The following is a 24,685-nucleotide window of genomic DNA, read 5'->3' as shown; positions in this document are numbered from 1 at the left end:
CCGGCCGGGTGCCGGACCGGTGGGCCCATGACGCTGACCTATCTGCACACCGGCGCCTTCTCCGGTTCCGCGCCCGCGCTGCACGCCGCACTTGCGGCCCGTACGCACGTCACGGCGTTCGACCTCATGCCGCTGGCCCGCAGCCCGCGGCTGATGACCGCGCGGATGTGGGCGCAGAAGGAAGCGCGCGGCCGACCGTGGACCAAGACCGCCGCCTGGCCGTCGGCTGTGCAACACGAACTCGACCGGCGCGGACTGCTGGCCGGCCCGTTGCTGATCCTCCAGTCACAGTCCGCGATCACCCCGCCCGCTGATGTCCACTACGCCGTGTACACCGACCGCGTCGGACTCGAAGGCGCCGCTGTCGGCGGGGAGTTCAGGTCCCGGTTCACCGACGGCTGGCTGGAGCGGGAGCGGGCGATGCTGCGTGGCGCGCACCGCGTCTTCGTCATGGGCGCGAGCACAGCCGCCGCCCTGGAACATTCGTACGGGATACCCGGAGAGCGCATACGCATCGTCGGTGCCGGAGTGAACGTTCCGCCACCGGAGCGGAATTCACCCGGTAAACCGAGCGGTCTCCTCTTCGTCGGCACACAGTGGGGCCTCAAAGGTGGTCCCGACCTCCTCGAAGCGTTCGCGAAGCTGTACGCGGACGACCCGACGTGGACACTGACCCTCGCGGGCAGCGGTCCGGAGGGCGAACTCCCGCCCGGCGTGCGGGCGATAGGCCGGATCCCGCACAGCCGCATGTCCGCCGAGGCGTACGGCCCTGCCGGGATCACCGTCATCCCCACCCACATGGAGGCCTTCGGTATCGCCCTGGTGGAGTCGCTGGTCCACGGGATCCCGTGCGTCGCCAGCATCGTCGGCAACCAGCCCTGGATCATCGGCGACGCCGGACTGTGTGTGCCCCCCGGCGACCCGACGGCGCTGGCCGGAGCCGTCAGCTCCATCCGTGCGGAGTATCGCGAATTCAGCGAACGGGCGGCGGAACGCGGTGAGTTCCTCCGTACGTCAATGACCTGGGACGCCGTGGCGGACACCATTCTCAAGGAGTTGCTGTGACGGTCGCCGTTGTCATCGTCACCTACAACCGCAAGGACCTGCTGCGTGAGTCGCTTCAGGCCCACCTGGCCCAGTCGCGGCCGGTCGACGAGATCCTCGTGGTGGACAACAACAGCAGTGACGGTACGACCGACATGCTCGCCGCGGAATTCCCCGGTGTGGTCCATCTGAAGCTCCCCGACAACACCGGCCCGGCCGGTGGGTTCGCGCACGGCATGCGCGCGGCGCTGGACCGCGGCCACGCGTGGATGTGGCTCTTCAACGACGACGACCAGCCGCTGCCGGACGCCCTGGCGACGCTGCTCAAGGAAGACCTCCCGCCCCGTACGGCCATGGTCGCCGGGTGGGTCCGCGACGACACCGGCGCGGTCCAGCAGCTCGGCCTGCGCTGGCGGAACCGACACCTGCCGTTGACCCCGCCCGCTGACGGCAGTTCGTACGACGCGGACGTCCTGATCTTCTGCGGCGTCCTGGTGGACTCCGCGGCGGTCGCGGAGCTCGGCCTGCCGGTGGCCGGATACTTCGCCATGTGCGAGGAGCTGGAGTACTGCCTGCGGGCCCGGCGGGCCGGCTGGCGCATCCGGATCGTGCCGCAGCCGCTGACGGTGACCCTGCACGCGGGCGCCGCGCTGGCACCGCTGTGGCGGCTGTACTACCAGAGTCGCAACCAGCTGGCGATGAGCCTGTCCCACCGCTCCGCCGCCGAACTCGCCTTCTACGCCGTGCGGCAGGCGAAGTTCACCGTGGCGACGCTGACATCCCGTCAGGACCGCAAGGCGGCGCGGACGAAGGCCCGGCTGCGCGGCGCCTACCACGCACTCCGTGGCGTGACGGGGCGCAGCGTCGAGCCTTCATCCGGCTGACCGTGTGAAATCAAGTCGACCTTGAGTGGGTGGTGACGTCACGGCGTCACCACCCGCTCAAGGTCGAATCCCGAGCGAGGAGAAACGCGGCATGCGCGTTGTCATGATCACGGCGTTCCCCGGGCTGCCCTGGGAGAACGACTGGACCAAGGCCGCGGCCACCGCCGCGGATGTCGTCTGGATCGGGCACACGACCGGGCCCACGTGGCCGCGCGTGCCCGGTGTGCCGTTCCTGCACCGCAATCCGGACAACCCCGCCGAGTACCAGCTGCGCCGGTTCCTCTGGCGTCCCGCGCGCTACCTCGGCAAGGTCTCCCGCCTCCTCAACACCCGTTCGTACACCGCCGCAGTACGCCACATCCGCCGCGAACACGGGCACGTCGACGTCCTGCACGCGCACTTCTACCACTCGTTCGACTACCTTCCTGCCGTCGCGCGGCGTACGGGAATCCCGTACGTCGTCACCGAACACCACACCTCCTGGCAGGGCCACTGGTCCGAGCCGCTGCCTAGCCCGCGCGGGCTGGCGGGGGCCAAGCGCCTGTTCGGGCAGGCCGCCGTCACCATCGCGGTGTGCGACTCGTTGCGGGCCAAGATGGAGGAGCAGGGTGTACGGGGGAACTACCGCGTCATCGCCAATCCCGTGGATGTCACGGACATCCCCCAGCCCAGCGTCCCCCAGCCCATCGTCCGCGAGTCCGGCGTCCGCGAGTCCGGCGTCCGCGGGCGGCGGGACACCATCGAGGTCTTCTCCACCGGCCGCCTCGCGCCGGCCAAGGGGTACGACGTACTGCTCAAGGCTTTTGCCAAGGCGCGGGAGAAGGAGCCCCGGCTGCGCCTGACTGTCGCGGGTGGGGGGCGGGACAAGGAAATGCTGGAAGCCCTCAGCGCGCAGTCGGAAATCTCCGGAGTCGTGGACTTCCTCGGGCCGCGACCCCGTACGGAAATCGCTGAACGCCTCGCCGACGCGGACTTCTTCGTCCTCGCCTCCCGGGCGGAGAACCTCACCGTCGCGGTGCTCGAAGCCCTGTGCGCCGGACTGCCCGTCGTGACCACGGACGTCGGCGGACACCGCGAGGTCATCGACGACAGCAACGGCCGCACCGTTCCGTCCGAGGACGTCGACGCGCTGGCGGCCGCACTCCTGGAGACCGCCCGCGCCGACTACGACCGGCAGCGGATCGCGGCCGACGCCCGGAAGCGCTTCGGTGTCGAGACCGTCGGAGCGGAACTCGCGGAGGTGTACCGGACAGCCGCCGGGAGCGCGCGGACCGTACCCGGTCAGGAGACAGGACTTTAGTCCTCCGGCCCGGCCCACACCGGGATGTGCGGTTAATCCCCACTGAATTCCAGCCGGCATTCGCCGGATTGGTTTGCCCTGTGCGTGTTCCCTATTCCTGCATTCTTTTGGGGCTGGCCGGCTTTCGTCGGACTGCTGGCGCTCGGCACTGGCGCGACGTTCTTCTGGCTCAAACGCAAGCGGTGGCTCTGAGCCGGGCCGCTTCCTTGTAGAGCTCGGCGATGTCGCTGTCGAACACGGCGCTGTACGAGATGTCTGGAGTGTCGCCGCCCTGTTCGTGGCCGCCGTGCCGGCCCGCAGACCGGTGGACAGTGTGTCCGCGCCGACGACGTCCTGGACCTCATCGCCGTCGGACAGCACACCCACTTGCTTCGTCGCGGCGACCGATCCCAGGCTGTGGCCGGCGCCGGACTCCGTCCTGGCCGGGGCCGGGGCTGTCGGTCCGGGAGCCGGGGACTCCGTGGGGACGGCCGGTCCGGGAGCCGGGGACTCCGTGGGGACGGCCGGTCCGGGAGCCGGGGACTCCGTGGGGACGGCCGGTCCGGGCGTCGCCGGTTCAGTGGGTCCGGGCGTCGCCGGATCCGGAGGGCCGGTACCGCAACCGGTCCTGAGTTCAGTCTGGCGAACGGTTCGGTGCCCGGCCCGGCGCTACTCGCTCGTGGTGTCCACCTGCGGCGTCGAGCCGTGCGGCAGCCCGGCCGCCTGGGTCGTACTCCCCGCAGCCGGCTGCAACCAGCGCGTCCCGAGCGTCGCGATCAGCGCCGCCAGGAAACCGGCGGCCACCACCACGGTGTAACCCGTCGCGGGGCCGTGCCTGTCGATCACCGCGCCGCCCACCGACGAACCCGCCGCGACGCCGGCGGCGAGACCGGTGGTCGTCCACGTCAGGCCCTCGGTCAGCTGGGCGGCCGGCACCATCTTCTCCACCAGGGCCATGCTGCTGATCAGGGTCGGCGCGATCGACAGGCCGGCGACGAACATCATCGCGCCCAGCGGGACCAGGCCGAGCCCGTCAGTGAACAGGAGCGGCAGCAGGCTGACCGCCATCACCCACACACCCGTCAGCAGCCGCGCCCGCGGCGACCGCTTCGGCTTGAGCACACCGAACGCGATCCCGGCGACGCACGAGCCCAGCGCGTACACCGACAGGACCAGGCTGGACAACGACTTGTGACCGAGGTCCTCGGCGAAGGCGATGGTCACCACGTCGACCGCGCCGAAGATCGCGCCGGTGGCGCCGAAGGCCAGCACGATCACCCGGAGGCCCGGCACCCGCAGCGCGGACCCCTTGTGCTGTCCGTCGTAAGGACGCACCGGCGGCTCGGTGCCGCGCTGCGCGCACAGCAGCAGGACACCCACCGTCAGGAAGACGCCGGACAGCAGCGGCCCGGCCTCCGGGAACAGCGCCGTCGACAGGCCCACAGCCAGGATCGGCCCGCTGATGAAGCACAGTTCGTCGACCACGGACTCGAAGGAGTACGCGGTGTGCAGCCTCGGATCGCCCCGGTAGATCTCCGACCAGCGGGCCCGCACCATCGCGCCCACGCTCGGCATGAAGCCGACCGGGACGGCGCAGACCAGGAGCGCCCAGTCCGGCGCGCCCGTGCGGGCGCACAGCAACAGTGCGGCGAGTCCGGCGAGTGTGACGGCCGTGGCGGGCAGGGCGACTGAGCGCTGGCCGTGCCGGTCCGCGAGCCGGGATATCTGCGGGCCGAGCAGCGCGGAGACGACCAGGACGACGGCCGTGACGATGCCGGCCAGTGTGTACGACCCGCGGATCTGCGACAGCATCGTCACGATGCCGATGCCGGTCATCGAGAGCGGCATCCGTGCGATGAACCCGGCGGCGCTGAACCCCCGGGTTCCCGGCACGGCGAAGATCTCACGGTAGGGACTCAGCACGGGGACTCCACGTCGGTGCGGGTGGGCGGATACGCCGCAGGGGGCCACGACCGAAGTGTCAGTTTATGTGACGGGGCAATCACATTTCCCGGCCACCCACCGCTTTCCGCCCGCTCCACACATCAGGTCCCGCCGCCCTTCGCCAGCCCGGCCGCACTCGCATCGCGTAGGCGGTTCTTCTGCTCTTCCTTACGGGAAGACCAGAGCGTGCGGCCTGGACGTGCCGTCCGGGCCGCACGCCCCGTCACTTGACTTCAGTACGCAGGACCCGCTGCCAGCCGAGCACCAGCGGCAGGGCGACCCACACCGCCGTCGACGTGCCGAGGTGCGCCCACTCCCGGGCCGTCATGCCCTGCTCGAACAGGGGTGCTGTGGTCCGTGAGGTGTCCAGCCAGTCCGCCACTCCGTCCAGCGCCGACACGGTCCCGCCCAGGGCCGACCACACCGTCGGCAGGATGAAGTACAGGACGATCGCGAGCGGGGTGTTGAGGAAGAGCATTCCGAAGGCCATCCCCATCACCACACCGATCAGCGCGTTCAGGGCGACCGTTCCGATCAGCGCCGTCCCGAAGCCCCAGCCGCCGTCCATCTCCCCGGTCAGCTGCCCGAGCCCGCACACCGCGAGTGATACCAGGAGCCCGGCGAGTGTGGCGACCAGTACCAGGTGCGCGCCCGCGAGGAGTTTCGCGCCCAGGACCCGGCTCCGGTCCGGGACAAGCGCGAACGTGGTCAGCGCGGTGCGCTGCGACCACTCCCCGGTCACGGCCAGGATGCCGACCACCGGGAGCAGCACCGACACCCCGATCTGCGACGCGGCGAAGAGGCCCGCCCGGTCTTTGTCAGCGGAGTCCCCGACGAACAACGCCACGGACGAAAGCGCCAGGCCGGCCAGCGCGATGACTCCGAGGAGCCAGAAACCCGCGCGGGTGTCGGTCATCTTCCGCAGTTCGACCCGAGCCAGGCGCACCAGGTCCGGAGCCTCCGCCACTGATTTCTCCAGAGTCCGCAGCGCCATCACGCGACCGCCTTCACCGGGGATCCGGCGGCGGCAACAGTCCCGGCCGCGCTGGAAGTTCCGGAAGTGCTGGATGTGTTTGAAGTCAGCGCCAGGAACAGCTTCTCCAGACCGCCGTCCGCCCGCAGTTCGAGCAGCGCGACCCCGGCCCGCGCCGCCGCCCGGCCGACGGACGCCGTGTCACCCGCGACGGTGAACTCGTCCCCCCTCCGGGCGGCCGTAAGTCCGTCCGCCGACAAAGCGACGGCCAGCACCTGCGGCTCACCGAGCAGCGCGTGCGCGATCCCCAGACGCTGTCGCATACCGAGGGAGTACGTGCCCACCCGGCGGCCCGCGGCCTTCCCGGACAGGCCGACGGTCTCCAGGACTTCGTCGACCCGCCGCGCGGGGACCCCGAGGACCCACGACGTGACCGACAACGCTTCGCGTCCCGTACGGCCGGCGTGCTGCGCCGACCTCGCTCCCGTCGGTGGCCTCCCCGACGACCACAACGGCGTCGGACCCGGCGAGGATCATCGACAGTCCGGCCCGGACGAGTGCGTCGTCGTCCACGATGAGGACCCGTACGGCATCGGTCTTCTGTTCTCCGGCGTTCTTCACGAAGGCAACGGTAGCCAGGCCCGCAACCGGAAGTCGCCCTCCGGTGTCGGCCCGGCCTCAAGGCGGCCGCCGACCAGCGCGGCGCGTTCCCGGAGCCCGATGATCCCGGCGCCCGCGCCCGGGATGTCCCGTACCGGACGCAACGGCAACGGATTTGCGACCTCGACCGTCAGTCCGGCACCTGCGGTCTCCACCGACACCAGGACCCCGGCCCCCGGGGCGTGCTTGCGCGCGTTGGTCAGCCCTTCCTGCGCGATCCTGTAGGCGTGCCGACCGATCCTGGCCGGGACCTGAGCGGTGACGGTCCCGGTCACGGTGAGCCGCGCCCCCGCCAACCGGGACTCCTCGATCAGCCCGGCTACGGCCGCGACACCCGCATCCACCGACCAGGCCCGGCGTGAGCGCCGCATACCGTCACCTCCTCGACTGTCCAACCTAAAGGTCGCCCACGGCTCAGGGCAGCAGCCGAAGGTCTACGGTGGCGTCGACTTCCAGCCTGACCGCCTGACCGCCTGACCGCCGCGGACCGGGCGTGTGCTCCGCGAACTCCACGAGGAGATCGGCCTCGACCTCGCATCCACCGGAGTCCTCGGCATCCCCGACGACTTCACCACCCGGTCGGGATACGTGATGACCCCGGTCGTCCTGCACGGCCGGCACACCCGGGTGGCGCACCTCGAACAACCGGACCGGGCCTGGAAGCAGAGCCTCAGCTGGTGACAGCCAGCTTGTAGAGCTCCTCGACCTCGGCCCCGAACGGTGCGCTGTACGACACGTCAGGCGTGTTCCCGCCCTGCTCGAAGCCGCCTGTCACCCCGATGACCGTGCCGGTGTGCTTCCCCGTGTCCAGGTCGGCGATCCACGGCCCGCCGCTGGTCCCGTCGAGGAACCCGAGGCAGGCTATCCGCGGAAAACGTTTGTCCTGCACGGTCGTGGTGTTCGTGCAGGTGATCGGTTTCTCGCTGCCGTGCGGATAGCCGTAGAGGGCGACCTTGGCACCGACCGGGCGGTTGAAGTCCAGAGCGTAGGCACCTGACACGTCCTGCAGGCCCTTCCCGTCCAGCGGCTCCACCTGGACGAAGGCCACGTCGAACTCCTCGTCCTGGCTCTGCGTCCAGCGCGGGTCCACGGTCACCCGCGTCACCCGCCACTGGCCGAACGGTTCTTCCCCGTCGTGGTAGCCGGGGACGTAGACCACATCGTCCGTACCCCCGACGAAGCAGTGCGCGGCGGTGACCAGCAGGTCGCGCCCCGGACTGTCGACCACCGAGGCCGTGCACAGCCGCTGCCCGTCCGCATCGTCCTGGAACAAGGCGCCTATCCGGCCGGTCTCCGTGTCGAGACCGGCGGTCTGCGACCTGGCGGGCTTCTCACCTGACCGTGTTCCCTCAGCGGTGCCGCAGGAAGTGGCGAACACGCCGGCCAGCACAAGGAGGACGGTCGTCCGCCACACCAACCCGTTGTCGATCATGCGTCCATGATGCCGGACCGCGGGCCGCGCTCCGCGCGGGCTTCGCCGGAGCGGTCCGGTCAGGCATTTGCCCGGGCCGGCAACCTGGTCAGGGTTGCCTGCGTGCGGTTCACCCGGCGGCCCGGCCCCGGCCTGGCCCCGTTGCACCCGGCTGAGGTCCCGTCAGCCGGCTCAGCGGCCTTCGTCCACAGCCCGCGCGTACAGCTTCTTCACCTCAGCCCCGAACGGCGCGCTGAACGACACGTCCGCGGAGTCCCCGCCGCCCTCGAAGCCGCCGGTCACACCGACGACCGTGCCGGTTTGCTTCTTCGTGTCCAGGTCGGCGACCCACGGGCCGCCGCTCGTACCCTCGGTGAAGCCCGTACAGACGAAACGCGGGAACCTGTCGTCCTGCAGCGTGGTGGTGTTCGTACAACTGACCGGCTTGTCATCCTCGCCGGGATAGCCGATCACGGTGACCTTGCGGTCGGCGGCCTGGTCAAAACCGATGCCGTACGCACCGACCACGTCCTGGAGATTCCGCCCGTCCAGCGGCGCGACTTCGACGAACGCCACGTCGAAGGCCTCATCGTCCGGATTGGTCGTGTCGTCCTTCCACCGCGGGTCCACGGTGATCCGGGAGACCTTCCAGACACCGTACGAGGCCTGGCCCCCGTGGAAGGCCGGCACAAAAGTGAGCCCGGCGGGGCCCGCGCCGAAACAGTGCGCCGCGGTGACCAGCAGGTTCCGCCCCGGACTGTCGACCACACTCGCCGAACAGAAGTGCCCTCCGGTGAGCGCGCCCTCGAAGAACGCACCGACCCGGTCGGTGGCGCCGGACGACGTCGTCGGACGCGAACTGGGCGGCCCCGACGTGCTGTCCGCACGGGCTTCGTCCCCGCTGTCACAGGACGTGGTGATCAGGAGACAAGCCAGAGCCGCAGCCGCGGCGGCTGAAACTCTCAGCGCGGCCGATCCGTTGGTGATCATCGCCCCATCATCCCGGGGAAACCAGTGCGGGCAAGGATTTTATGGTCGTACGGATGTTCTGCCGCCGCGCCTCACACAGGATGGACCCGGTTCCAGTGCCACCGCGCCCACGTCCGCGGATAGGCGACCGCCCGGACCACCGGGGCCGCCTGCCGGCACCGCTCCGGCCCCGCGGCCAGCCGGGCCCGCACGGCCGGATACTCCGGAAGCCACCGCACATCCGTCAACTCCCAAGCGATGTCGACGACTTCGCCGACCGGGGAACCGTGGACCTCCGTCTCGCCCGCGTCCAGCGCGCGGGCGGCGCTGCGCAGCACCGCGCGGGCCAGTGCCCGGCGCATCTCCTGCCGCAGCCGGGGTGCCTGCGACAGGAGGCCGCCGTCACGGTCGAAGAAGCCTTCGTACGCGCCGCGCAACTGCTGGAGGCGCTCGCGTGCGTCGAACGTCGAGTGGTGCATGTTGTTGTCGTGCATCCGGTAGAAGGCCTGGTCGGCGTCCGGCAGCCAGCCGACGTCCGCGCGCGCGGCCAGGCGCAGCCAGAGCTCCATGTCGGCCGAGTGGGGGAGCGCCGCGGTGTAACCCCCGGCGTCGTGCTGGACGGACGTCCGTACGAGGACCTCGGGCGCCAGGATCAGGTTCCGCCCGGCCCGGCACACCCCGCGGATCCAGCGCTCGCCGGACCAGACCTTCGCGCGTGTGCCCGACCGCGCCGTGGGGAGCGGCTTCCCGCTGGTGAACCGCACCGGGTTGCCGTACGTGAATCCGACTTCCGGGTGGTCCTCCATCAGGTCCACCGCCCGCTTGAGCGCGCCCGGCGTCAGCAGGTCGTCGGCGGACAGCAGCATGCAGTAGTCGCCGTCGGCCCAGTCGAGGAGACCCTCGTTGTAGGTCGCGATGTGCCCCGCGTTGACGACGTGGCGGCGGTAGGTGACCCGGGGGTCGGCCGCCAGTTTCCCGCCGACCTCCGGCGTTTCGTCCGACGAGGCGTCGTCGATGATCAGAACCCGTACGTCCACACCCTGCTGGTCGAGGATGCTCCCGACACTCTCCGGCAGATAATGCGCGTAGTTGTACGACGGTACAACGACACTGACCGATTTCCCCACGACAGTCCCCTCCCCAGGCGGTACGGGCATCGTACGAAGCCGCAGGCCGGGACGGTGGTGCTTTGGGCAGATCCGCGGCCCGCCCAGCTGCGGACAGCGGCCTGCGGACAGTCGCGCTGGTCCCGGGGGCGGCACTGGTCGTCCTCCTCGTGGGCGCACAGGTGTTCCTGTGCATCCGTACGAGACGGGTTTTCAACACGGGACTCCTCGCCGCAACGTTGATCGCCCTGCCCCTGCTCGTCCTGGGCACCGGAACCGCGTTGTCGGCCACGGCCCGGATGCAGACGGCCAAACAGGACGCCGAGCTATCTCCCGGACAAATCCAACTGGGCCTTCGACAACCTGATGCGCGCACTGAGCAAGGTCACGGCGATCAACGCGGGGCACCTGAAGTCGGCTTCCGACGAAGGACTGGACCAACTGGCGGGCCGTACGGCAGGGGTCGCGGCGGCAGCCTGCGCCGAATGAGCCTGTCGCACCACGCGCGCCCTGGAGAGATCAACACCCACGGCGGCGGCCGGGGCGTGGACCTCCCGGACAACCCGTGCATCTTCCGCGAAAACCCCACCCCGATCATCGGACAGTACGTACTGTGGCTGCGGGCGGCCTGCGCCCGGGGCGCGAGGGGTGCCTGTGCTGGGAGCGGGCCGGTGGGACATGCTCCGGTGTTGCTCACACCGGGGCTCGACACGGGGGCAGGCCGGCGCGATGCACGACCAGGCTGAGTACAACCAGTTCACAAGTGGGTCCGCGTGAGCGCCAAAGCCGCGCTCAGCGGCGACCGCGCGCGCACCAACCTCAAGCACGGCCTGGCGGCACTCGCCGGCCGGCGCCTCGGCTGGGGCGCCACCGCCTTGATCTACCACCGCGTCGGCGGCGGCACCCGCGACGAACTCGACCTTCCCCTCGGGGCGTTCGCGGAACAGCTCGACCTGCTGCCCCACGACGCGGTGGTCCCCATCGACACCGCGATCGACCGCATCGCGGGAGCGGACCGTACGCCGTCATTGGTCCTGACCTTCGACGACGGCTTCGCCGACCTCCACACCAACGCCTGGCCGCTCCTGCGTGAGCGCGGGCTGCCGTTCACGGTCTACCTCGCCACCGCCTACATCGGCGGCGAGATGCGCTGGGAGGGCTCCACCGGCACTAGCGCGGGCGCACCCGCGCTCACCTGGGACCAGATCACGGAAATGGTCGGGTCGGGGCTCTGCACGGTCGGCAACCACACCCGCAACCACGCCCGCCCCGCAGCCCTGACCGAGCAGGAACTCGACGGCGCCACCGACGACATCATCAAGAACCTCGGAGTGACACCCCATCACTTCGCCTACCCGTGGGGGATCCCGGTGCCCGGCATGGCAGACGCCCTGCGGGCCCGCTTCCGCAGCGCCGCCACCGGCGAGGTCGGCCGCAACCAGCCCGGCGGCACCGACCTGATGCGGCTGCGCCGCGTGCCGGTCCGCCGTACGGACCCTCCCGCGTTCTTCCGCGCCAAACTCACCGGCGCACTGGGGCCGGAGAAGGCCTACGGCGTCTTCGTCGGCCTGGCCAAGAAAGCCGGCGCACATGCCTGACGGGCCGCATTCCCCGCGAGCGGCTCCGACAGGCCCCGGCGGACGGCCGCTGCGCGTCGCCCACCTCACGACCGTCGACATGAGCCTGGCGCTGCTGCTGCGCACCGAGCTCCAGGTCGACGTCGAGTCCGGGTTCACCGTCTTCGGCCTCAGCGCACCGGGGCCCTACGTCGAGGAGATCGAGGAACTCGGCGTCCAGCACGTGCCGTTGACCTCGTTGACCCGGGCGTGGGACCCGCGCGGCGACGCGGCGGCGGCCCGGGAACTCCTGCGGACCCTCCGGCGGCTGCGCCTCGACGTGCTGCACACCCACAACCCGAAGACAGGCGTCCTGGGGCGGCTGCTCGGCCGCGCCGCACGCGTCCCCGTTGTGGTGAACACCTGCCACGGCCTGTGGATCAAACCGGAAGACCACTGGGTCGGCAAGGCGTTCGTGCTCGGCGCGGAGTCGGTCGCCGGGCAGGCGTCGCACGCCGAGCTGTACCAAAACGGTGAGGACCGCAAGACGCTGCGGAAAGCGGTCCCGGCGTGGCGTTCCAAGGTGGTCGGCAATGGAACCGACCTCACCCGCTTCGTCCCTGACGGGGAATCAAGGGCGAAGGTACGGGCGGAGCTGGGCGTCAGCGACGCCGAAGTCCTCGTGGGGGCCGTGGGCCGGCAGGTCGCGGAGAAGGGCGTCGCCGAGTTCCACCAGACCGCTGACGCATTGTCAGGCCGCGCCCGGTTCGTCTGGACCGGCCCGGCCGACCCCGACAAGTCTGACGCGTACGCAGCCCACGGCGGCAACGTGCGGAGCCTCGGCGCGCGCACCGACATGCCGGCCCTCTACAACGCGCTCGACATCTTCGTGCTCCCGTCGTACCGCGAAGGCTTCTCCCGCTCAGCCATGGAAGCCGCGGCCTGCGGCACCGCCATGGTGCTCAGCGACATCCGCGGCTGCCGGGAGATCGGCACCCACGGCGAACACCTGCTGCTCGCACCCGCCGGGGACGCGCCCGCGCTCACCGGGGCCGTCGGACTGCTCATCGACGACCCCGCGCTGCGGACCCGGCTGGCCGGTGCCGCCCGGCGGCGCGCGCTGGAACATTTCGACCAGCGCGCCGTCGCCCGGACATCCATCGACACATACCGCGCGGTGGCCCGCAGGCGGGGACTGGGCTGGAGATGAACAACAGCTGATGAACAACAGTCAAGGGGGAGGGACAGGCATGCGACGGGCTTTCGACATCACCGTCGCCGGACTGGTACTGCTCATCGCCAGCCCGGCGCTCATCCTCATCGTGCTCCTCATAAAGTTCAGCGTGCGCGGTCCGGCACTGTTCATCCAGACCCGCAGCGGACTGCGCGGCGCGGACTTCCGCATCTTCAAGTTCCGCACCATGCGCCACCCCGCGTACGAAGGGGAGCCCGACGCCCCACGCATCACCCGCGTCGGCAGCCTCCTGCGCAAGACGAGCCTCGACGAACTCCCGCAGCTCGTCAACGTCCTGCGCGGCGACATGGGCATCATCGGCCCGCGCCCCACGCTGCCCGACCAGGTCGCCGACTACACCCCGCGCCAACGCGGGAGACTGAACATCCGCCCCGGGCTGACCGGCTGGGCCCAGGTGCAGGGCCGCAACGCGCTGAGCTGGCCGGCCAGGATCGAATACGACCTCTTCTATGTCACGAACCGGTCGTTCGCCTTCGACCTGAAGATCCTCCTGCGTACGGTCGTGGTGCTGTTGCGCCCCGACGGCGTCACAGCGGAGGGCGGCATCAACCCGGGCTTCCCGGTGGCGGTCCTGCCACTGCGCATCCCACAACAGCGGGCGGCGCCCGTTGAACAGGTCGCCCTCGAAGAGACTGCCTGAGGAGACCAGTCCAGGCGCGCTCGGAGGTGCCCGGACCGCTCAGCGTTCGCCAGTCGCTTCGGCGGTGCCGAGGCCGACGATCAGAGCGGTGGCCACCAGGACCGCCGGGAACTCCGCGATGTAATCCATCGAAGCCTGTACGGCGAACGCGGTCAGCGTCGCCGCGCCCACCGCGACCACGGCCGGCTCCTGCGGCGACCGCCACAGCCGGGCGTAGCCCCAGCCGAGCAGCGCTACGAGCAACACCCCGCCGGGCAGGCCCTGTTCGGCTGCCTCACGCAGCCACATCGAGTGCGTGGACTTCACATCGGCGTCCGCGCGCACGGTCGCACTCCGCGCGGGGAAAGTCCCGGTGCCCGATCCGCGCAGCGGATCGTCGCGGACCATCACCACCGCCTCGTGCCACAGTGTCAGCCGACGGTCCGTCAGGCCGTTGGAGGCGGCGGTCTCCGACCGGGTTATCCCAAGCGCCACCGTCCCGGCGAGGACCGCCGCCGCACACAGTGCCCCGGCCAGCACTGTCGGGCCGCGCCGCCGGATGAGCGGGGCGCAGAAACCCACCGCGAACACCCCGGCCGCGCACGCCGCCGCTGCCGCGGAGCGGGTGGACAGCGTTCCCAGGACCAGGCCCGCCGCCAGCAACAGCCAGCCACGCCGGTGCCGTTCGTCCCACGCGGCCATCGCGGCCAGGCAGGCCGCGCCGACGGCCTGGCCCACCAGCGCGCCGTTCGCGTTGCCGTATCCCAGGGGGGGAGCGGTGGCAGTGCCGGACAACGCGTCGGGGGTCACCAGCACCACCACCGCGACAAGCCCGGCGAGCGCGCCGGCCGTCCGGACGACTCCCACCGCCGGTCCCAGGAACCGGCCGGTCACATAGGCGACGGTCGCCAGGGCGAGCGCGGCGAGGAACGACTCCGGCACCGAAGGGCGTCCGGCGGCGGCGACCAGGGACCACAGGGCGGTCGCCGCCAGCAGTCCGAGCCCCACCGGATCGAGGCGGGACATTCCCGGTCGGCGGTACGTCGTCGTGTGCTTCACGGCAGGATGCCCCCATGCCTGACACCCTCTACATCGCCGGAGCCGGCGGCGTCGGCCGCGAAAGCCTCGACGTCGCCCTCGCCCTCGGCCTGTCGGTGGCCGCGTTCCTCGACGACGGTACGGCGGGGGGCAAGGTCCGCGGCCTCCCCGTCATGTCCCCCAAAGAGGCCGGGGCCGGAGGTGTCTACCTCATCGGCATCGCCGCGCCCGCCGCCCGCCGCAGACTGTCGCAGTCGCTCGACGCGCGCGGGCTCACCCCGTACACGCTCATCCACCCGAGGGCGGTGGTCGCGCCGGAGACCACAGTCGCCGAAGGCTGCCTCGTCCTGGCCAACGCGCATGTGTCCAGCAGCGTGACCGTCGGGCCGCACTGTCAGGTGCACTACAACGCGACCGTCGGCCACGACACGGTCCTGGAGGCCTACGCCTCCGTCTATCCGGGGGCCAACATCAGCGGCAACGTGACGCTGTGCGAAGACGCGACGGTCGGCAGCGGCGCCGTGGTCCTGCAAGGCCTGACCGTGGGCCGCGGCGCGTTCGTCGGCGCGGGGGCCGTCGTCACCCGGGACGTGCCCGCCGGGGTGACCGTGGCCGGCTCCCCGGCGCGGGCACTGCGCCGGTGACGCCGGTCCGGACATTGACGCCGGTCCGGAAACTAACGCTGGTCCTGACATGTCAGAGCGACCTGAACCAGGCGACCGTCTCCTCCAGGCCCTGCCGCAGCGGCGTGGGCGAGGCCTGGGGGAAGAGGTTGTGCAGGCGGCCCGTGTCGGCTTGCGAATCGCGTACGTCGCCGGGGCGCGCGTCGATGTGCTCGACCTTGACGGACTCGCCGAGGACCTCCTCGAGGAGCGTGATCAGTTCGCTGAGCGAAGTCCGGCTGCCGAACGCCAGGTTCACCGGGATGTCGGAGGTGACCTTGCGCAGGACTGCGTCGGTCAGTGCCGCGCAGACACTGCCGACGTACGTGAAGTCGCGGGTCTGGCCGCCGTCCCCGTGCACGGTCAGTGGACGGCCGTCGAGCGCCGCGTCGATGAAACGCGGGATCACCGCGGCGTAGGCGTGGTCGGCGGCCTGAAGCGGTCCGAAGACATTGAAGAAACGGAACGGCAGTACGGGTAGCCCGTAGCAGTTGCCGAAGGCGATCAGGTACGACTCGGTGGCCTGCTTGCCCACCGCGTACGGGCTCAGCGGCGCGGTCCGCATGTCCTCCCGTTTGGGCAGCTCCCGGTTCGCCCCGTAGACCGACGACGAAGAAGCCGCCACGACGTGCAGGTTCCCGGCCCGGCGGGCGGCCTGCAGGACTTCGAGTGTCCCGGTCGCGTTGGCGTGGTGCGAGGCGACCGGGTCTTCGACCGAGCGCGGTACGGAAGGCAGCGCGGCAAGGTGCACCACGGCATCGGCTCCGGCGAACGCTTCGTCGAGCAGCGCCGGGTCCAGGATCGAGCCCTGATGGAAGTCCACATCGACGCCGATGAGGTTCGACACCGAGCCGGTGGACAGGTCGTCCACGACCCGGACCTGTGTCACTTCGGGACGCTGCGACAGTGTGCGCACGAGGTTCGCGCCGATGAATCCGGCTCCGCCGGTGATGACGACCTGCAAGACGACCCCTTGTGTCTGAGAACGACCGGCGGCAGGGCCCGCTCCGTGGCGACACTGCCCACCACCGGTTGTTCGGACTTCGACCAACCGCCCCCCGGCGGCCCCGTCATGCTAGCTACCAGCAGGTAGTCGCCGGGGGCGTTCGGCCGACTTCAAGGTTGTTCTTCGTACACCGCATAACGGATGGGTCCAACCGTCCGGTAGTCCGCACGGCACGCCCCGGGAAGCGGAAAACTTCCCTCAGGTCTTCCGCCGACGCTGCTCAACCGTGGTGCCTCAAACGCCCCGCGGGCTTCGGTGGGAGGCAGGGGAAAACCGGTTGAAACAACTGCCCGGGCGGTTTGCAGCAGGTGGGGGCGACCGCCGTCGGGCGATGGGGGCGGGGTTGTCGTGGGTTCTGTGTCCCTTGCGTTCCGGAGCGTGACTTCCGCGGGCCGGAAACGCCGTCTGGCGCTGATACTCGTTCTCGGGCTGGTAGCCGCGCTCGCGCTGGTACTGCCGGCCGCCACCCGCGCGTCAGCGGGTCCTTGCGACACCGGGAACGCGGTCGTGTGCGAGAACAGCAAGGCGGGCTCGGCGCGCAGCGTCTGGGACGTCACCGGTTCAGGGCCGGACAACCTGCAGGGCTTCAGCACGCAGATCAGCGTGAACAAGGGCGAGACCGTCCGGTTCAAGATCTCCGGCGGAGGCCGCTACAAGATCGACGTCTACCGCCTGGGCTGGTACGGCGGAAACGGGGCCCGGTTGCAGGGGGCCGCGGCCGTCACCGCCGGTCTCCCGCAGAACCAGCCGGACTGCGACGCCGACAACCAGACGACCGGCCTGGTCGACTGCTCGGCCTGGGCCGAGTCGGCGAGCTGGCCGGTGCCGGCCGGTGTCGTGTCCGGCTACTACATCGCCAAGGTGACCGGTGTCAGTGGCACTACCGGGGCGTCGCACATCGCCTTCGTCGTCCGGGACGACGCGTCGCACTCGGCGGTGACCATGCAGGCCAGTGACACTACCTGGCAGGCGTACAACGAGTACGGCGGCAACAGTTTTTACAAGGGCCGCCCGGCCGGCCGGGCCTACAAGCTCAGCTACAACCGGCCGTTCACCACCCGCAGCGACAACGCCGAGGACTGGCTGTTCAACGCCGAGTACCCGATGCTGCGCTACCTCGAACGCAACGGATACGACGTCACCTACTCGACGGACACGGACTCCGAGCGCCGCGGTGGGCTCATCAAGAACCACAGGGTCTTCCTGTCCGTCGGCCACGACGAGTACTGGTCGGCGGGGCAGCGCGCCAACGTCGAAGCGGCCCGTGACGCCGGGGTCAACATGGCGTTTCTGTCCGGCAACGAGGTCTTCTGGAAGACCCGCTGGGAGAACGGCGGCATGGGTGGGCAGGGCGACCCGTACCGCACCCTCGTCACCTACAAGGAGACACACGAGAACGCCAAGGTCGACCCGGCGGGCCCGGGTGTCTGGACCGGCACCTGGCGCGACCCGCGGTTCTCCCCGCCGGCCGACGGCGGGCGCCCGGAGAACGCGCTGACCGGGCAGATCTTCACCGTCAACTGCTGTACGACCGACATGACGGCCGACGACAAGGACGGGAAGATGCGCCTGTGGCGCAACACCCGTCTGGCGACCATGGCGGCGAACACCGAGACCACGCTCGGCTCCGGGACGCTCGGCTACGAGTGGGACTCCGACCTCGACAACGGCTTCCGCCCGGCCGGGCAGATCCGCCTGTCGTCCACGGTGCGCGACAACATGGACACCATCCAGGACTACGGATCGACGTACGCCAAGGGCAGCCAGTCCCACCACCTGACGGTGTACCGGGCGGCCGGCGGCGCGCTGGTGTTCGGCGCGGGGACGGTGCAGTGGTCGTGGGGCCTGGACAACGCCCGTACGACGGGCACCGGGACCGTCGACACCGCGATGCAGCAGTCCATGGTGAACCTGTTCGCCGACATGGGCGTGCAGCCCGGCACGCTGATGACCGGCCTGGTCGCGGCCACCGCTTCCACGGACACCGCCAAGCCGGTCTCCACGGTCACCGCGCCGGTGGCCGGGCAGAACCTCGCGGTCAACAAGACCGTCACGGTCGCGGGAACGGCGGCCGACACCGGCGGCCGGGTCGGCGGCGTGGAGGTATCGGTGGACGGCGGGGCGACCTGGCACCCGGCCGCCGGCAGCCGCGAATCCTGGACCTACAGTTTCACTCCGCGCACCGCCGGACCGCTCACCATCAAGTCCCGTGCCACAGACGACAGTTCGAACACCGAGCCGCCGGGGGCCGGAGTCGCCGTGCTCGTGGGCGACGGCGGACCGCCGCCCACGGTGACCTGCCCGTGCACCATCTGGCCGACGGGCACCACACCCAACGCCGGCCCCGACCCGGACACCAAGTCCACCGAGGTCGGGGTGAAGTTCCAGCCCGACCGGGCCGGCTGGATCTCCGGAGTCCGCTTCTACAAGGACGCGTCCAACACCGGGACCCACACCGGGAACCTGTGGTCGGCGAACGGCGCCAAGCTCGCCACCGTCACCTTCACCGGCGAGACCGCGTCCGGCTGGCAGCAGGCGAACTTCAGCCAGCCCGTGGCGGTCACCGCCAACACCACCTACACCGCCTCGTACGTGGCGCCGAACGGCCACTACAGCGCGGACACCGGCTACTTCACGCAGAGCGGGTTCAGCCGTCCGCCGCTCACCGCGCTCGGTGACGGCGAAGTCGGCGCCAACGGGGTGTACGCCTACGGCGGCGCCTTCCCCGGCACCGGCTGGCAGTCGTCGAACTTCTGGGTCGACGTCGCCTTCACCACCGACAACACCCCGCCGCCGGTCGGACCCGCGGTCACCGCGACCACCCCGGCCGCCTCCGCGACCGGAGTGGCGACCGGAACCGCGCTGAGGGCCGCCTTCAGCAAGGACGTGCAGCCGGCCACGGTCGTGTGGTCGCTCCGCAAGCCGGACGGCACCGGGGCGCCGGGCACCGCGTCGTACGCGGCGGCTACGAAGACCGCGACGTTCACGCCCGGCTCGGCCCTGGCCCCGGGGACCGTCTACACAGCGTCGGTCAGCGGTGCCAAGGACACCGCCGGTACGACGATGACCCCGGTGTCGTGGACCTTCACCACCGCCGGCACCACCCCGCCGCCGGTGTGCGACCCGTGCACGGTCTGGCCCGCCACCGCGGTCCCAGACACCCCGGCCGACCCGGAGGCCAGCGCCATCGAAGTCGGCGTCAAATTCAAGACCGACGTCGGCGGGAAGATCACCGGAGTCCGCTTCTACAAGGGCGCCACCAACACCGGCACCCACGTCGCCCACCTGTGGGCCCCCGACGGGACCAAGCTCGCCGAGGCCGCCTTCACCGGTGAGACCGCGTCCGGCTGGCAGCAGGTGACCTTCAGTCAGCCGGTCACCGTCACCGCCGGAACCGTCTACACCGCCTCCTACTACGCGCCGAACGGGCACTACGCCGCCGACGAGGGCGGCCTCACCCAGCAGACCGGGAGCGGACCGGTCAAGGCCCTGGCGGACACGGAATCCGGCGGCAACGGCGTGTACCGCTACGGCACCGGACTGCCCGACCAGAGCTGGAACGGCAGCAACTACTGGGTCGACGTGCTGTTCAGCACCAGCTGAGCCCGACCGGCGGCAGGCCACCGCGCCACAGCGGGGCCTACCGCCGGCCGACCCCCGGATCCTCCACGCGGGAACCTCGGTGGATCGAAGCGGAGCAACGACCGCCGCTTCACCGGCCCCGGCAACGCACGACTCCGGCCACCCGGAAACCCCAGCACCAGCACCGCGAAGAAGTGGACAGCAGACATGGCAGCACACCGGGCAGAAATGCTCCCCGGAACAACAAGGTCCAGACGACGGGCCAGCCAAGTGGGAACCGCGTTCGCGGCCATGGCCGCACTGCTGTTCACCTTCTTCTCACCGCTCAGCGCGAACGCGGACGCGGCGCCCTGCACGCGCTGCACACTGTTCGGCACCGAGCAGCCGACCGCGGGCCCCGACCCGGACCGCCTGGCCATCGAGGTCGGCGTCCGCTTCCAACCCAAGGCCGACGGCCGGATCCTCGGCATCCGGTTCTGGAAGGACGCCACCAACACCGGCGTCCACACCGGGCGCCTGTGGAACACCTCAGACGGCACCAGCACCGCCGTCACCTTCGGCGCGGAGACAGCGTCCGGCTGGCAGGAGGCCACCTTCGCCCAACCGGTCACCGTCTCGAAGAACACCGTCTACATCGCTTCGTACACCGCACCGGTCGGCCACTACACCGCGACCGAGGGCTACTTCAACCAGGCCAAGGACAGTGAACAGCTGACCGCCCCGGCCTCCACCGGCAACGCGGGCAACGGAGTCTACAAATACGGCTCCGGGGGAACCATGCCCACCGATTCGTGGAACGGGAGCAACTACTGGGTCGACGCGGTCTTCCAGCCCGCGGCCGACAACACCGCGCCCACGGTCACCGCCACAGTGCCGGTCAACCAGGCCACCAGTGTCGCCGCCAACGCACCGCTGAGCGCGACGTTCAGTGAAGACGTCCAGGCGGCCACCATCGTGTGGAACGTCAAGAAGACCTCCGACAACACGGCGGTGGCGGGCACTCCGGGCTACGGCACCGGGAAGGCGACCTTCACCCCGGCCGCAGCACTGGCGCTGTCCACTGGCTACACCGCGGCCGTCAGCGGCGCCAAGGACGCCGCCGGCAACACGATGGCCCCGGTCACCTGGACCTTCACCACCGCCGCCTCGACCCCGACCACCACCACGGTCAGTATCTTCACCGGCAACGAAGCGGTGACCACGCCGAACAACGACAACAACTCCGTGACAGTCGGCGTGAAGTTCCGCGCCACCTCCGCCGGGTTCATCAAAGCGGTGCGCTTCTACAAGAGCGCGTCCAACACCGGCCCGTTCACCGTCACGCTCTGGAACTCCGGCGGAGCGAACCTCGGCACGCTCGACAACGTCACCCTCACCGGAACCGGCTGGCAGACGGTGACCCTGCCCACGCCCGTCTCCGTCAGCGCGGGCACGACCTACATCGCCTCGTACTTCACCCGCAGCGGCAACTACGCGGTGAACAACGACTTCTTCACCGGTCAGTCCGCGGGGAACGCCCAGATCACCGCACTGGCCTCGGGAACCGACGGCCAGAACGGCGTCTACTCGTACGGCACCTCGAATGTCTTCCCGAACAAGAGCTTCCGCGACTCGAACTACTGGGTCGACGTCGTCTTCGACACCAACGGCCAGGACACGACCGCCCCCCTGATCACCGCACAGGTGCCCGGCCCGAACGCGACAAGCGTCCCGGTCGCCGTCCAGCCCAGCGTGACGTTCAACGAGCCGCTGGACCCGACGACCGTCTCCCTGACGCTGAAGAAGGGCACCAGCGCGGTCGCCGGGACCCAGGCCTTCGACGACCCGGCACGCCCCACCCAGGTCACCTTCAAACCGACGACACCCCTGGACTACAGCACCCAGTACACGGTGACCCTCGGCGCGGTGAAGGACCTGGCTGGCAATCAGCTCGCGGGCAGCTCCTGGACCTTCACCACCGGAGCTGCCCCACCGGCCGCGCCCTGCACCTCACCGGGCACCGGCCCGATCCTGGTCGTCACCACCCAGACCAACCCCTTCAGCTGCTACTACAGCGAGATCCTGCGCAACGAAGGCCTCAACTCCTTCACCACCCTCGACGCCGGATCGGTGACGCCCGCCGAACTGGCGAAGTACACGACCGTCATCCTCGGTGACTTCGACCCGGCTGCCGGACTCGTCACGAACCTGACGACCTGGGTGAACGGCGGAGGCAGCCTGATCGCGATGCGCCCCCGGGCCTCCCTCGCACTGCTCCTCGGCCTCACCCCGGCCGGCGGCGGCACGATGGCCGACCAGTACCTCCAGGTCGACGCGGCCACCTCGCCCGGCGCGGGCATCCAGTCGGCACGCAGCATGCAGTACCACGGCCCCGCCGACCTGTGGACCGCCGCGCCCGGTACCCAGACCGTCGCCGAACTCTTCCGCCGGACGGGCTCCGCCCAGCCGGCCGGCACCGGGAACGCCGGAGTGACGCTGCGTCAGACCGGCTCCGGATACGCGGCCGCGTTCGCGTACGACCTGGCCAAGTCGGTCGTCTACACCCGGCAGGGCAACCCCGCCCAGGCCGGACAGGAGACCGACCACGCCGGAGTCGACAAGGGCAACGACGTCATCCGCTCCTCCGACCTGTACTACCAGGACTGGATCGACCTCAGCCGCGTCGACATCCCGCAGGCGGACGAGCAGCAGCGCCTGCTCGCGAACATCATCGAACAGGTCAACCGCGAGAAGGCCGTCGTACCGAGGTTCTGGTACCTCCCGGGCACAGCCGGCTCACCCCAGCCCGGCATCAACAAGGCCGCCCTCGTCTCCACCGGCGACCACCACGGCTCCCCGCTCGCCGGGGTCACCGGAAAGATCGACAAGTACAACGCCAACAGCGACCCCGTCTGTACGAACGCGGCCACCCAGGCCCAGGCCGTCAAGGACTGGCGCTGCATGCGGACGACTGTGTACGGCTGGGACCAGCGCAACGAGATCCCCCGCGCGACCGCCTACTCCTGGTCGGCACAGGGCTTCGAATGGGCCAGGCACGTCGCCACCAACCAGGGCTGCGTCCCCTCCACACCCGGGATGACGCCCGCCCAGATCGACTCCACACTCGCCAACGCCTACACCGCGAGCCTCAACGACTTCGCCAACGGCTACCCGGCGCTGAAGCCGGTCAGCGAGCGCACCCACTGCCTGTCGTGGCCCGACTGGATCTCCGTCCCGGAGACCGACGCGGCCTACGGCATCCGCATGGACGTGAACTACTACTACATGCCCAACGGCTGGACGAACTCCTACGGCGGCCCCGCGATGGAGGCCAGCCCCGGATTCTTCACCGGTTCCGGGATGCCGATGCGGTACGCCGACACCGACGGCCGCATGGTGGACGTCTACCAGGCCGCCACCCAGCTGACCGACGAGATGCGCCAGCCGTACCCGCAGGCCTTCCAGTCGATGGTCAGCAAGGCGACCGGGGCGGCGGGCTTCTACGGCACCTTCGTCATAAACAACCACCTGGACAGCGCCAACGCGAACAGCGGCTGGGGCAACGTGAGCCAGCAGCAGATCGAAGACGCGATGATCACCGCGGCGAAGAACAACGGGGTCCCGGTCATCACCGCACAGCAACTGCTCGAATGGACCGACGCCCGCAACCGCTCGAAGATCAGCGCGCCGGTCCGCACCGGCAACGCCGTCACCTTCACCGTCACCGCGGACGCGGCGGCCGCCAACCTGATGACGATGCTGCCCACCAGCGGGGCCGGCGGGACGGTCCTCACCGGCCTCACCCGGTCGGGAGCGCCGGTGCCCTTCTCCAAACAGACTATTAAGGGCATCGAGTACGCGATCTTCACCGGCACCACCGGCGGCTACACCGCCACCTACGCGGCCCCCGCCGCGCTCCAGGTCCTGAACGCCCAGGCCGCACCGCAGCCCGACGGCACCGCCGACGTCAGCTGGACCAGCGACACCGCTTCGACCACCGAGGTCGCAGTCGGCACCAAGGCGGACAAGCTCGCCCTCGCCGCACAGGTCGGCGAGCAGACCGCCCAGCACAAGACGACGGTGGGCGGTCTCAAGCCGGACACCACGTACTACTACCGGGTGACCTCGGTCGACCCCGGCGGACGGCGCACCGTATGGCCGGCACCGTCGGCCAAACCGGCCCAGTTCAAGACGCCGAAGGCGGACAAGACGGCACCGAAGATCAGTGACGTGGGTGTCACCACGTGGCCTGACGGCACCGCGGACGTCACCTGGAAGACCGACGAACCCGCCGACTCCAAGCTGACGGTCGGCCCCGGCATCCGGGAGATGCGCGTCGGTTCAGCCGACAACACCCTGTCCACCGAGCACACCGCCAAACTCGGCGGCCTGACCGCCGGCCAGTCGTACCTCTTCCGCGTCGAGTCCGCGGACAAGGCGGGCAACCGCGAGCAGTGGTCGGGAAAGAAGGCCGACACGGCCCGGTTGTCGATGCCGAGGAACGGAGTCGCCGAACACGACGCCTCCACCTTCACCGCGGGGGATCGCAAGGGCGGCCTGGTCGTCCAGCGGAACGCCGGGAGCATGAGCCTGGGCAACGCGCCGGCGGCCAACGACGGCACGTACACCTCCAAACTCCTCGACGCGGAGCAGATGGTCACCTGGATCCAGGCCGACTGGAAGGCCGTACTGCCGCCCGGCAGCTCGGTGAAGGTCTC

At 70.2% G+C, this 24,685-nt stretch carries 20 protein-coding genes (1 of these 20 only partly in view); 11 read left to right on the top strand and 9 right to left on the bottom strand.

The annotated features are described in order from the left end of the window. Positions 1–27: 27 nt before the first annotated feature. From AC0Z36_RS13965 to AC0Z36_RS13955, 3 genes are all read left to right on the top strand, one after another. The gene (locus AC0Z36_RS13965) at positions 28–1,065 is read left to right on the top strand and encodes a glycosyltransferase family 4 protein (RefSeq protein WP_485463162.1); all 1,038 of its coding nucleotides are present in this window, start codon (positions 28–30) and stop codon (positions 1,063–1,065) included. Continuing rightward, positions 1,062–1,928, top strand: a complete 867-nt coding sequence (locus AC0Z36_RS13960; protein WP_485463161.1) for a glycosyltransferase — start codon at positions 1,062–1,064, stop codon at positions 1,926–1,928. The genes AC0Z36_RS13965 and AC0Z36_RS13960 overlap by 4 nt, the downstream gene beginning before the upstream one ends. 91 nt (positions 1,929–2,019) lie before the next feature. Further along, positions 2,020–3,228, top strand: a complete 1,209-nt coding sequence (locus AC0Z36_RS13955) for a glycosyltransferase family 4 protein (protein WP_485463160.1) — start codon at positions 2,020–2,022, stop codon at positions 3,226–3,228. Between the two features lie 648 nt (positions 3,229–3,876). Here AC0Z36_RS13955 and AC0Z36_RS13950 read toward each other — a convergent pair. The 4 genes from AC0Z36_RS13950 to AC0Z36_RS13935 form a co-directional block, all read right to left on the bottom strand. Further along, on the bottom strand, positions 3,877–5,130 hold the full coding sequence (locus tag AC0Z36_RS13950; protein ID WP_485463159.1) for an MFS transporter: 1,254 nt from the start codon (positions 5,128–5,130) through the stop codon (positions 3,877–3,879). A 244-nt stretch (positions 5,131–5,374) separates the two neighbouring features. Further along, positions 5,375–6,145: an ABC transporter permease gene (locus AC0Z36_RS13945; protein WP_485463158.1), complete on the bottom strand. Its 771-nt coding sequence runs from the start codon at positions 6,143–6,145 to the stop codon at positions 5,375–5,377. Continuing rightward, the gene (locus AC0Z36_RS13940) at positions 6,145–6,564 is read right to left on the bottom strand and encodes an ATP-binding cassette domain-containing protein (RefSeq protein WP_485463157.1); all 420 of its coding nucleotides are present in this window, start codon (positions 6,562–6,564) and stop codon (positions 6,145–6,147) included. Before AC0Z36_RS13940 ends, AC0Z36_RS13945 begins: the two co-directional genes overlap by 1 nt. 177 nt (positions 6,565–6,741) lie before the next feature. After that, entirely contained in the window at positions 6,742–7,155 is a 414-nt protein-coding gene (locus AC0Z36_RS13935; RefSeq protein WP_485463156.1) for a sensor histidine kinase, read from the bottom strand. 124 nt (positions 7,156–7,279) lie between these two features. On the opposite strand from AC0Z36_RS13935, the gene AC0Z36_RS13930 reads away from it, so the two are divergent. Beyond that, entirely contained in the window at positions 7,280–7,465 is a 186-nt protein-coding gene (locus AC0Z36_RS13930; protein ID WP_485463155.1) for a hypothetical protein, read from the top strand. On the opposite strand, the gene AC0Z36_RS13925 is transcribed toward AC0Z36_RS13930, so the two are convergent. From AC0Z36_RS13925 to AC0Z36_RS13915, 3 genes are all read right to left on the bottom strand, one after another. Continuing rightward, the gene (locus AC0Z36_RS13925; protein ID WP_485463154.1) at positions 7,455–8,216 is read right to left on the bottom strand and encodes a trypsin-like serine peptidase; all 762 of its coding nucleotides are present in this window, start codon (positions 8,214–8,216) and stop codon (positions 7,455–7,457) included. The two genes, AC0Z36_RS13930 and AC0Z36_RS13925, sit on opposite strands and share 11 nt — an antisense overlap. A 171-nt stretch (positions 8,217–8,387) precedes the next feature. Beyond that, positions 8,388–9,185, bottom strand: coding sequence for a trypsin-like serine peptidase (locus tag AC0Z36_RS13920; protein ID WP_485463153.1), 798 nt, complete (start codon positions 9,183–9,185; stop codon positions 8,388–8,390). A 71-nt stretch (positions 9,186–9,256) separates the two neighbouring features. After that, positions 9,257–10,291, bottom strand: coding sequence for a glycosyltransferase family 2 protein (locus AC0Z36_RS13915; RefSeq protein ID WP_485463152.1), 1,035 nt, complete (start codon positions 10,289–10,291; stop codon positions 9,257–9,259). A 345-nt stretch (positions 10,292–10,636) separates the two neighbouring features. On the opposite strand from AC0Z36_RS13915, the gene AC0Z36_RS13910 reads away from it, so the two are divergent. The 4 genes from AC0Z36_RS13910 to AC0Z36_RS13895 all read left to right on the top strand — a co-directional run bounded on the left by AC0Z36_RS13910 (position 10,637) and on the right by AC0Z36_RS13895 (position 13,721). Further along, the gene (locus AC0Z36_RS13910) at positions 10,637–10,759 is read left to right on the top strand and encodes a hypothetical protein (protein WP_485463151.1); all 123 of its coding nucleotides are present in this window, start codon (positions 10,637–10,639) and stop codon (positions 10,757–10,759) included. 284 nt (positions 10,760–11,043) lie between these two features. After that, positions 11,044–11,868, top strand: coding sequence for a polysaccharide deacetylase family protein (locus AC0Z36_RS13905; protein ID WP_485463150.1), 825 nt, complete (start codon positions 11,044–11,046; stop codon positions 11,866–11,868). Further along, positions 11,861–13,036: a glycosyltransferase gene (locus tag AC0Z36_RS13900; RefSeq protein ID WP_485463149.1), complete on the top strand. Its 1,176-nt coding sequence runs from the start codon at positions 11,861–11,863 to the stop codon at positions 13,034–13,036. Before AC0Z36_RS13905 ends, AC0Z36_RS13900 begins: the two co-directional genes overlap by 8 nt. 40 nt (positions 13,037–13,076) lie before the next feature. After that, complete coding sequence (locus AC0Z36_RS13895) at positions 13,077–13,721, top strand: sugar transferase (RefSeq protein WP_485463148.1); 645 nt, start codon at positions 13,077–13,079, stop codon at positions 13,719–13,721. A gap of 39 nt (positions 13,722–13,760) precedes the next feature. Here the strand turns inward: AC0Z36_RS13895 and AC0Z36_RS13890 are convergent, their stop codons facing one another. Further along, positions 13,761–14,759 (bottom strand): O-antigen ligase family protein, encoded by a 999-nt coding sequence (locus tag AC0Z36_RS13890; protein WP_485463147.1) that lies wholly within the window; start codon positions 14,757–14,759, stop codon positions 13,761–13,763. A gap of 14 nt (positions 14,760–14,773) precedes the next feature. On the opposite strand from AC0Z36_RS13890, the gene AC0Z36_RS13885 reads away from it, so the two are divergent. Continuing rightward, a complete protein-coding gene (locus AC0Z36_RS13885; protein WP_485463146.1) occupies positions 14,774–15,382 on the top strand; it encodes an acetyltransferase in 609 nt (202 codons plus the stop codon). Between the two features lie 52 nt (positions 15,383–15,434). On the opposite strand, the gene AC0Z36_RS13880 is transcribed toward AC0Z36_RS13885, so the two are convergent. After that, on the bottom strand, positions 15,435–16,364 hold the full coding sequence (locus tag AC0Z36_RS13880; RefSeq protein ID WP_485463145.1) for an NAD-dependent epimerase/dehydratase family protein: 930 nt from the start codon (positions 16,362–16,364) through the stop codon (positions 15,435–15,437). Between the two features lie 420 nt (positions 16,365–16,784). Between AC0Z36_RS13880 and AC0Z36_RS13875 the strand changes: the two genes are divergently transcribed. Further along, complete coding sequence (locus tag AC0Z36_RS13875; RefSeq protein ID WP_485463144.1) at positions 16,785–20,009, top strand: DUF4082 domain-containing protein; 3,225 nt, start codon at positions 16,785–16,787, stop codon at positions 20,007–20,009. A gap of 249 nt (positions 20,010–20,258) precedes the next feature. Continuing rightward, positions 20,259–24,685, top strand: partial view of a DUF4082 domain-containing protein gene (locus tag AC0Z36_RS13870; protein WP_485463143.1) — the 5' portion only. Its footprint extends 226 nt past the window's final position; the window shows 4,427 of its 4,653 coding nt (coding positions 1–4,427); its start codon is at positions 20,259–20,261; its stop codon lies beyond the right edge, outside the window.

This window comes from Kitasatospora sp. UYEF31 (genome assembly GCF_057291755.1).
This window is presented reverse-complemented; position numbering and strand designations above follow the sequence as displayed.

What these genes read in the sequence shown, in the direction of transcription:
- AC0Z36_RS13965 (WP_485463162.1), top strand. Translation starts at nt 28, where the DNA reads ATGACGCTGACCTATCTGCACACCGGCGCCTTCTCCGGTTCCGCGCCC.
- AC0Z36_RS13955 (WP_485463160.1), top strand. Translation starts at nt 2,020, where the DNA reads ATGCGCGTTGTCATGATCACGGCGTTCCCCGGGCTGCCCTGGGAGAAC.
- AC0Z36_RS13945 (WP_485463158.1), bottom strand. Translation starts at nt 6,145, where the DNA reads ATGGCGCTGCGGACTCTGGAGAAATCAGTGGCGGAGGCTCCGGACCTG.
- AC0Z36_RS13935 (WP_485463156.1), bottom strand. Translation starts at nt 7,155, where the DNA reads ATGCGGCGCTCACGCCGGGCCTGGTCGGTGGATGCGGGTGTCGCGGCC.
- AC0Z36_RS13925 (WP_485463154.1), bottom strand. Translation starts at nt 8,216, where the DNA reads ATGATCGACAACGGGTTGGTGTGGCGGACGACCGTCCTCCTTGTGCTG.
- AC0Z36_RS13920 (WP_485463153.1), bottom strand. Translation starts at nt 9,185, where the DNA reads ATGATCACCAACGGATCGGCCGCGCTGAGAGTTTCAGCCGCCGCGGCT.
- AC0Z36_RS13910 (WP_485463151.1), top strand. Translation starts at nt 10,637, where the DNA reads ATGCGCGCACTGAGCAAGGTCACGGCGATCAACGCGGGGCACCTGAAG.
- AC0Z36_RS13900 (WP_485463149.1), top strand. Translation starts at nt 11,861, where the DNA reads ATGCCTGACGGGCCGCATTCCCCGCGAGCGGCTCCGACAGGCCCCGGC.
- AC0Z36_RS13895 (WP_485463148.1), top strand. Translation starts at nt 13,077, where the DNA reads ATGCGACGGGCTTTCGACATCACCGTCGCCGGACTGGTACTGCTCATC.
- AC0Z36_RS13885 (WP_485463146.1), top strand. Translation starts at nt 14,774, where the DNA reads ATGCCTGACACCCTCTACATCGCCGGAGCCGGCGGCGTCGGCCGCGAA.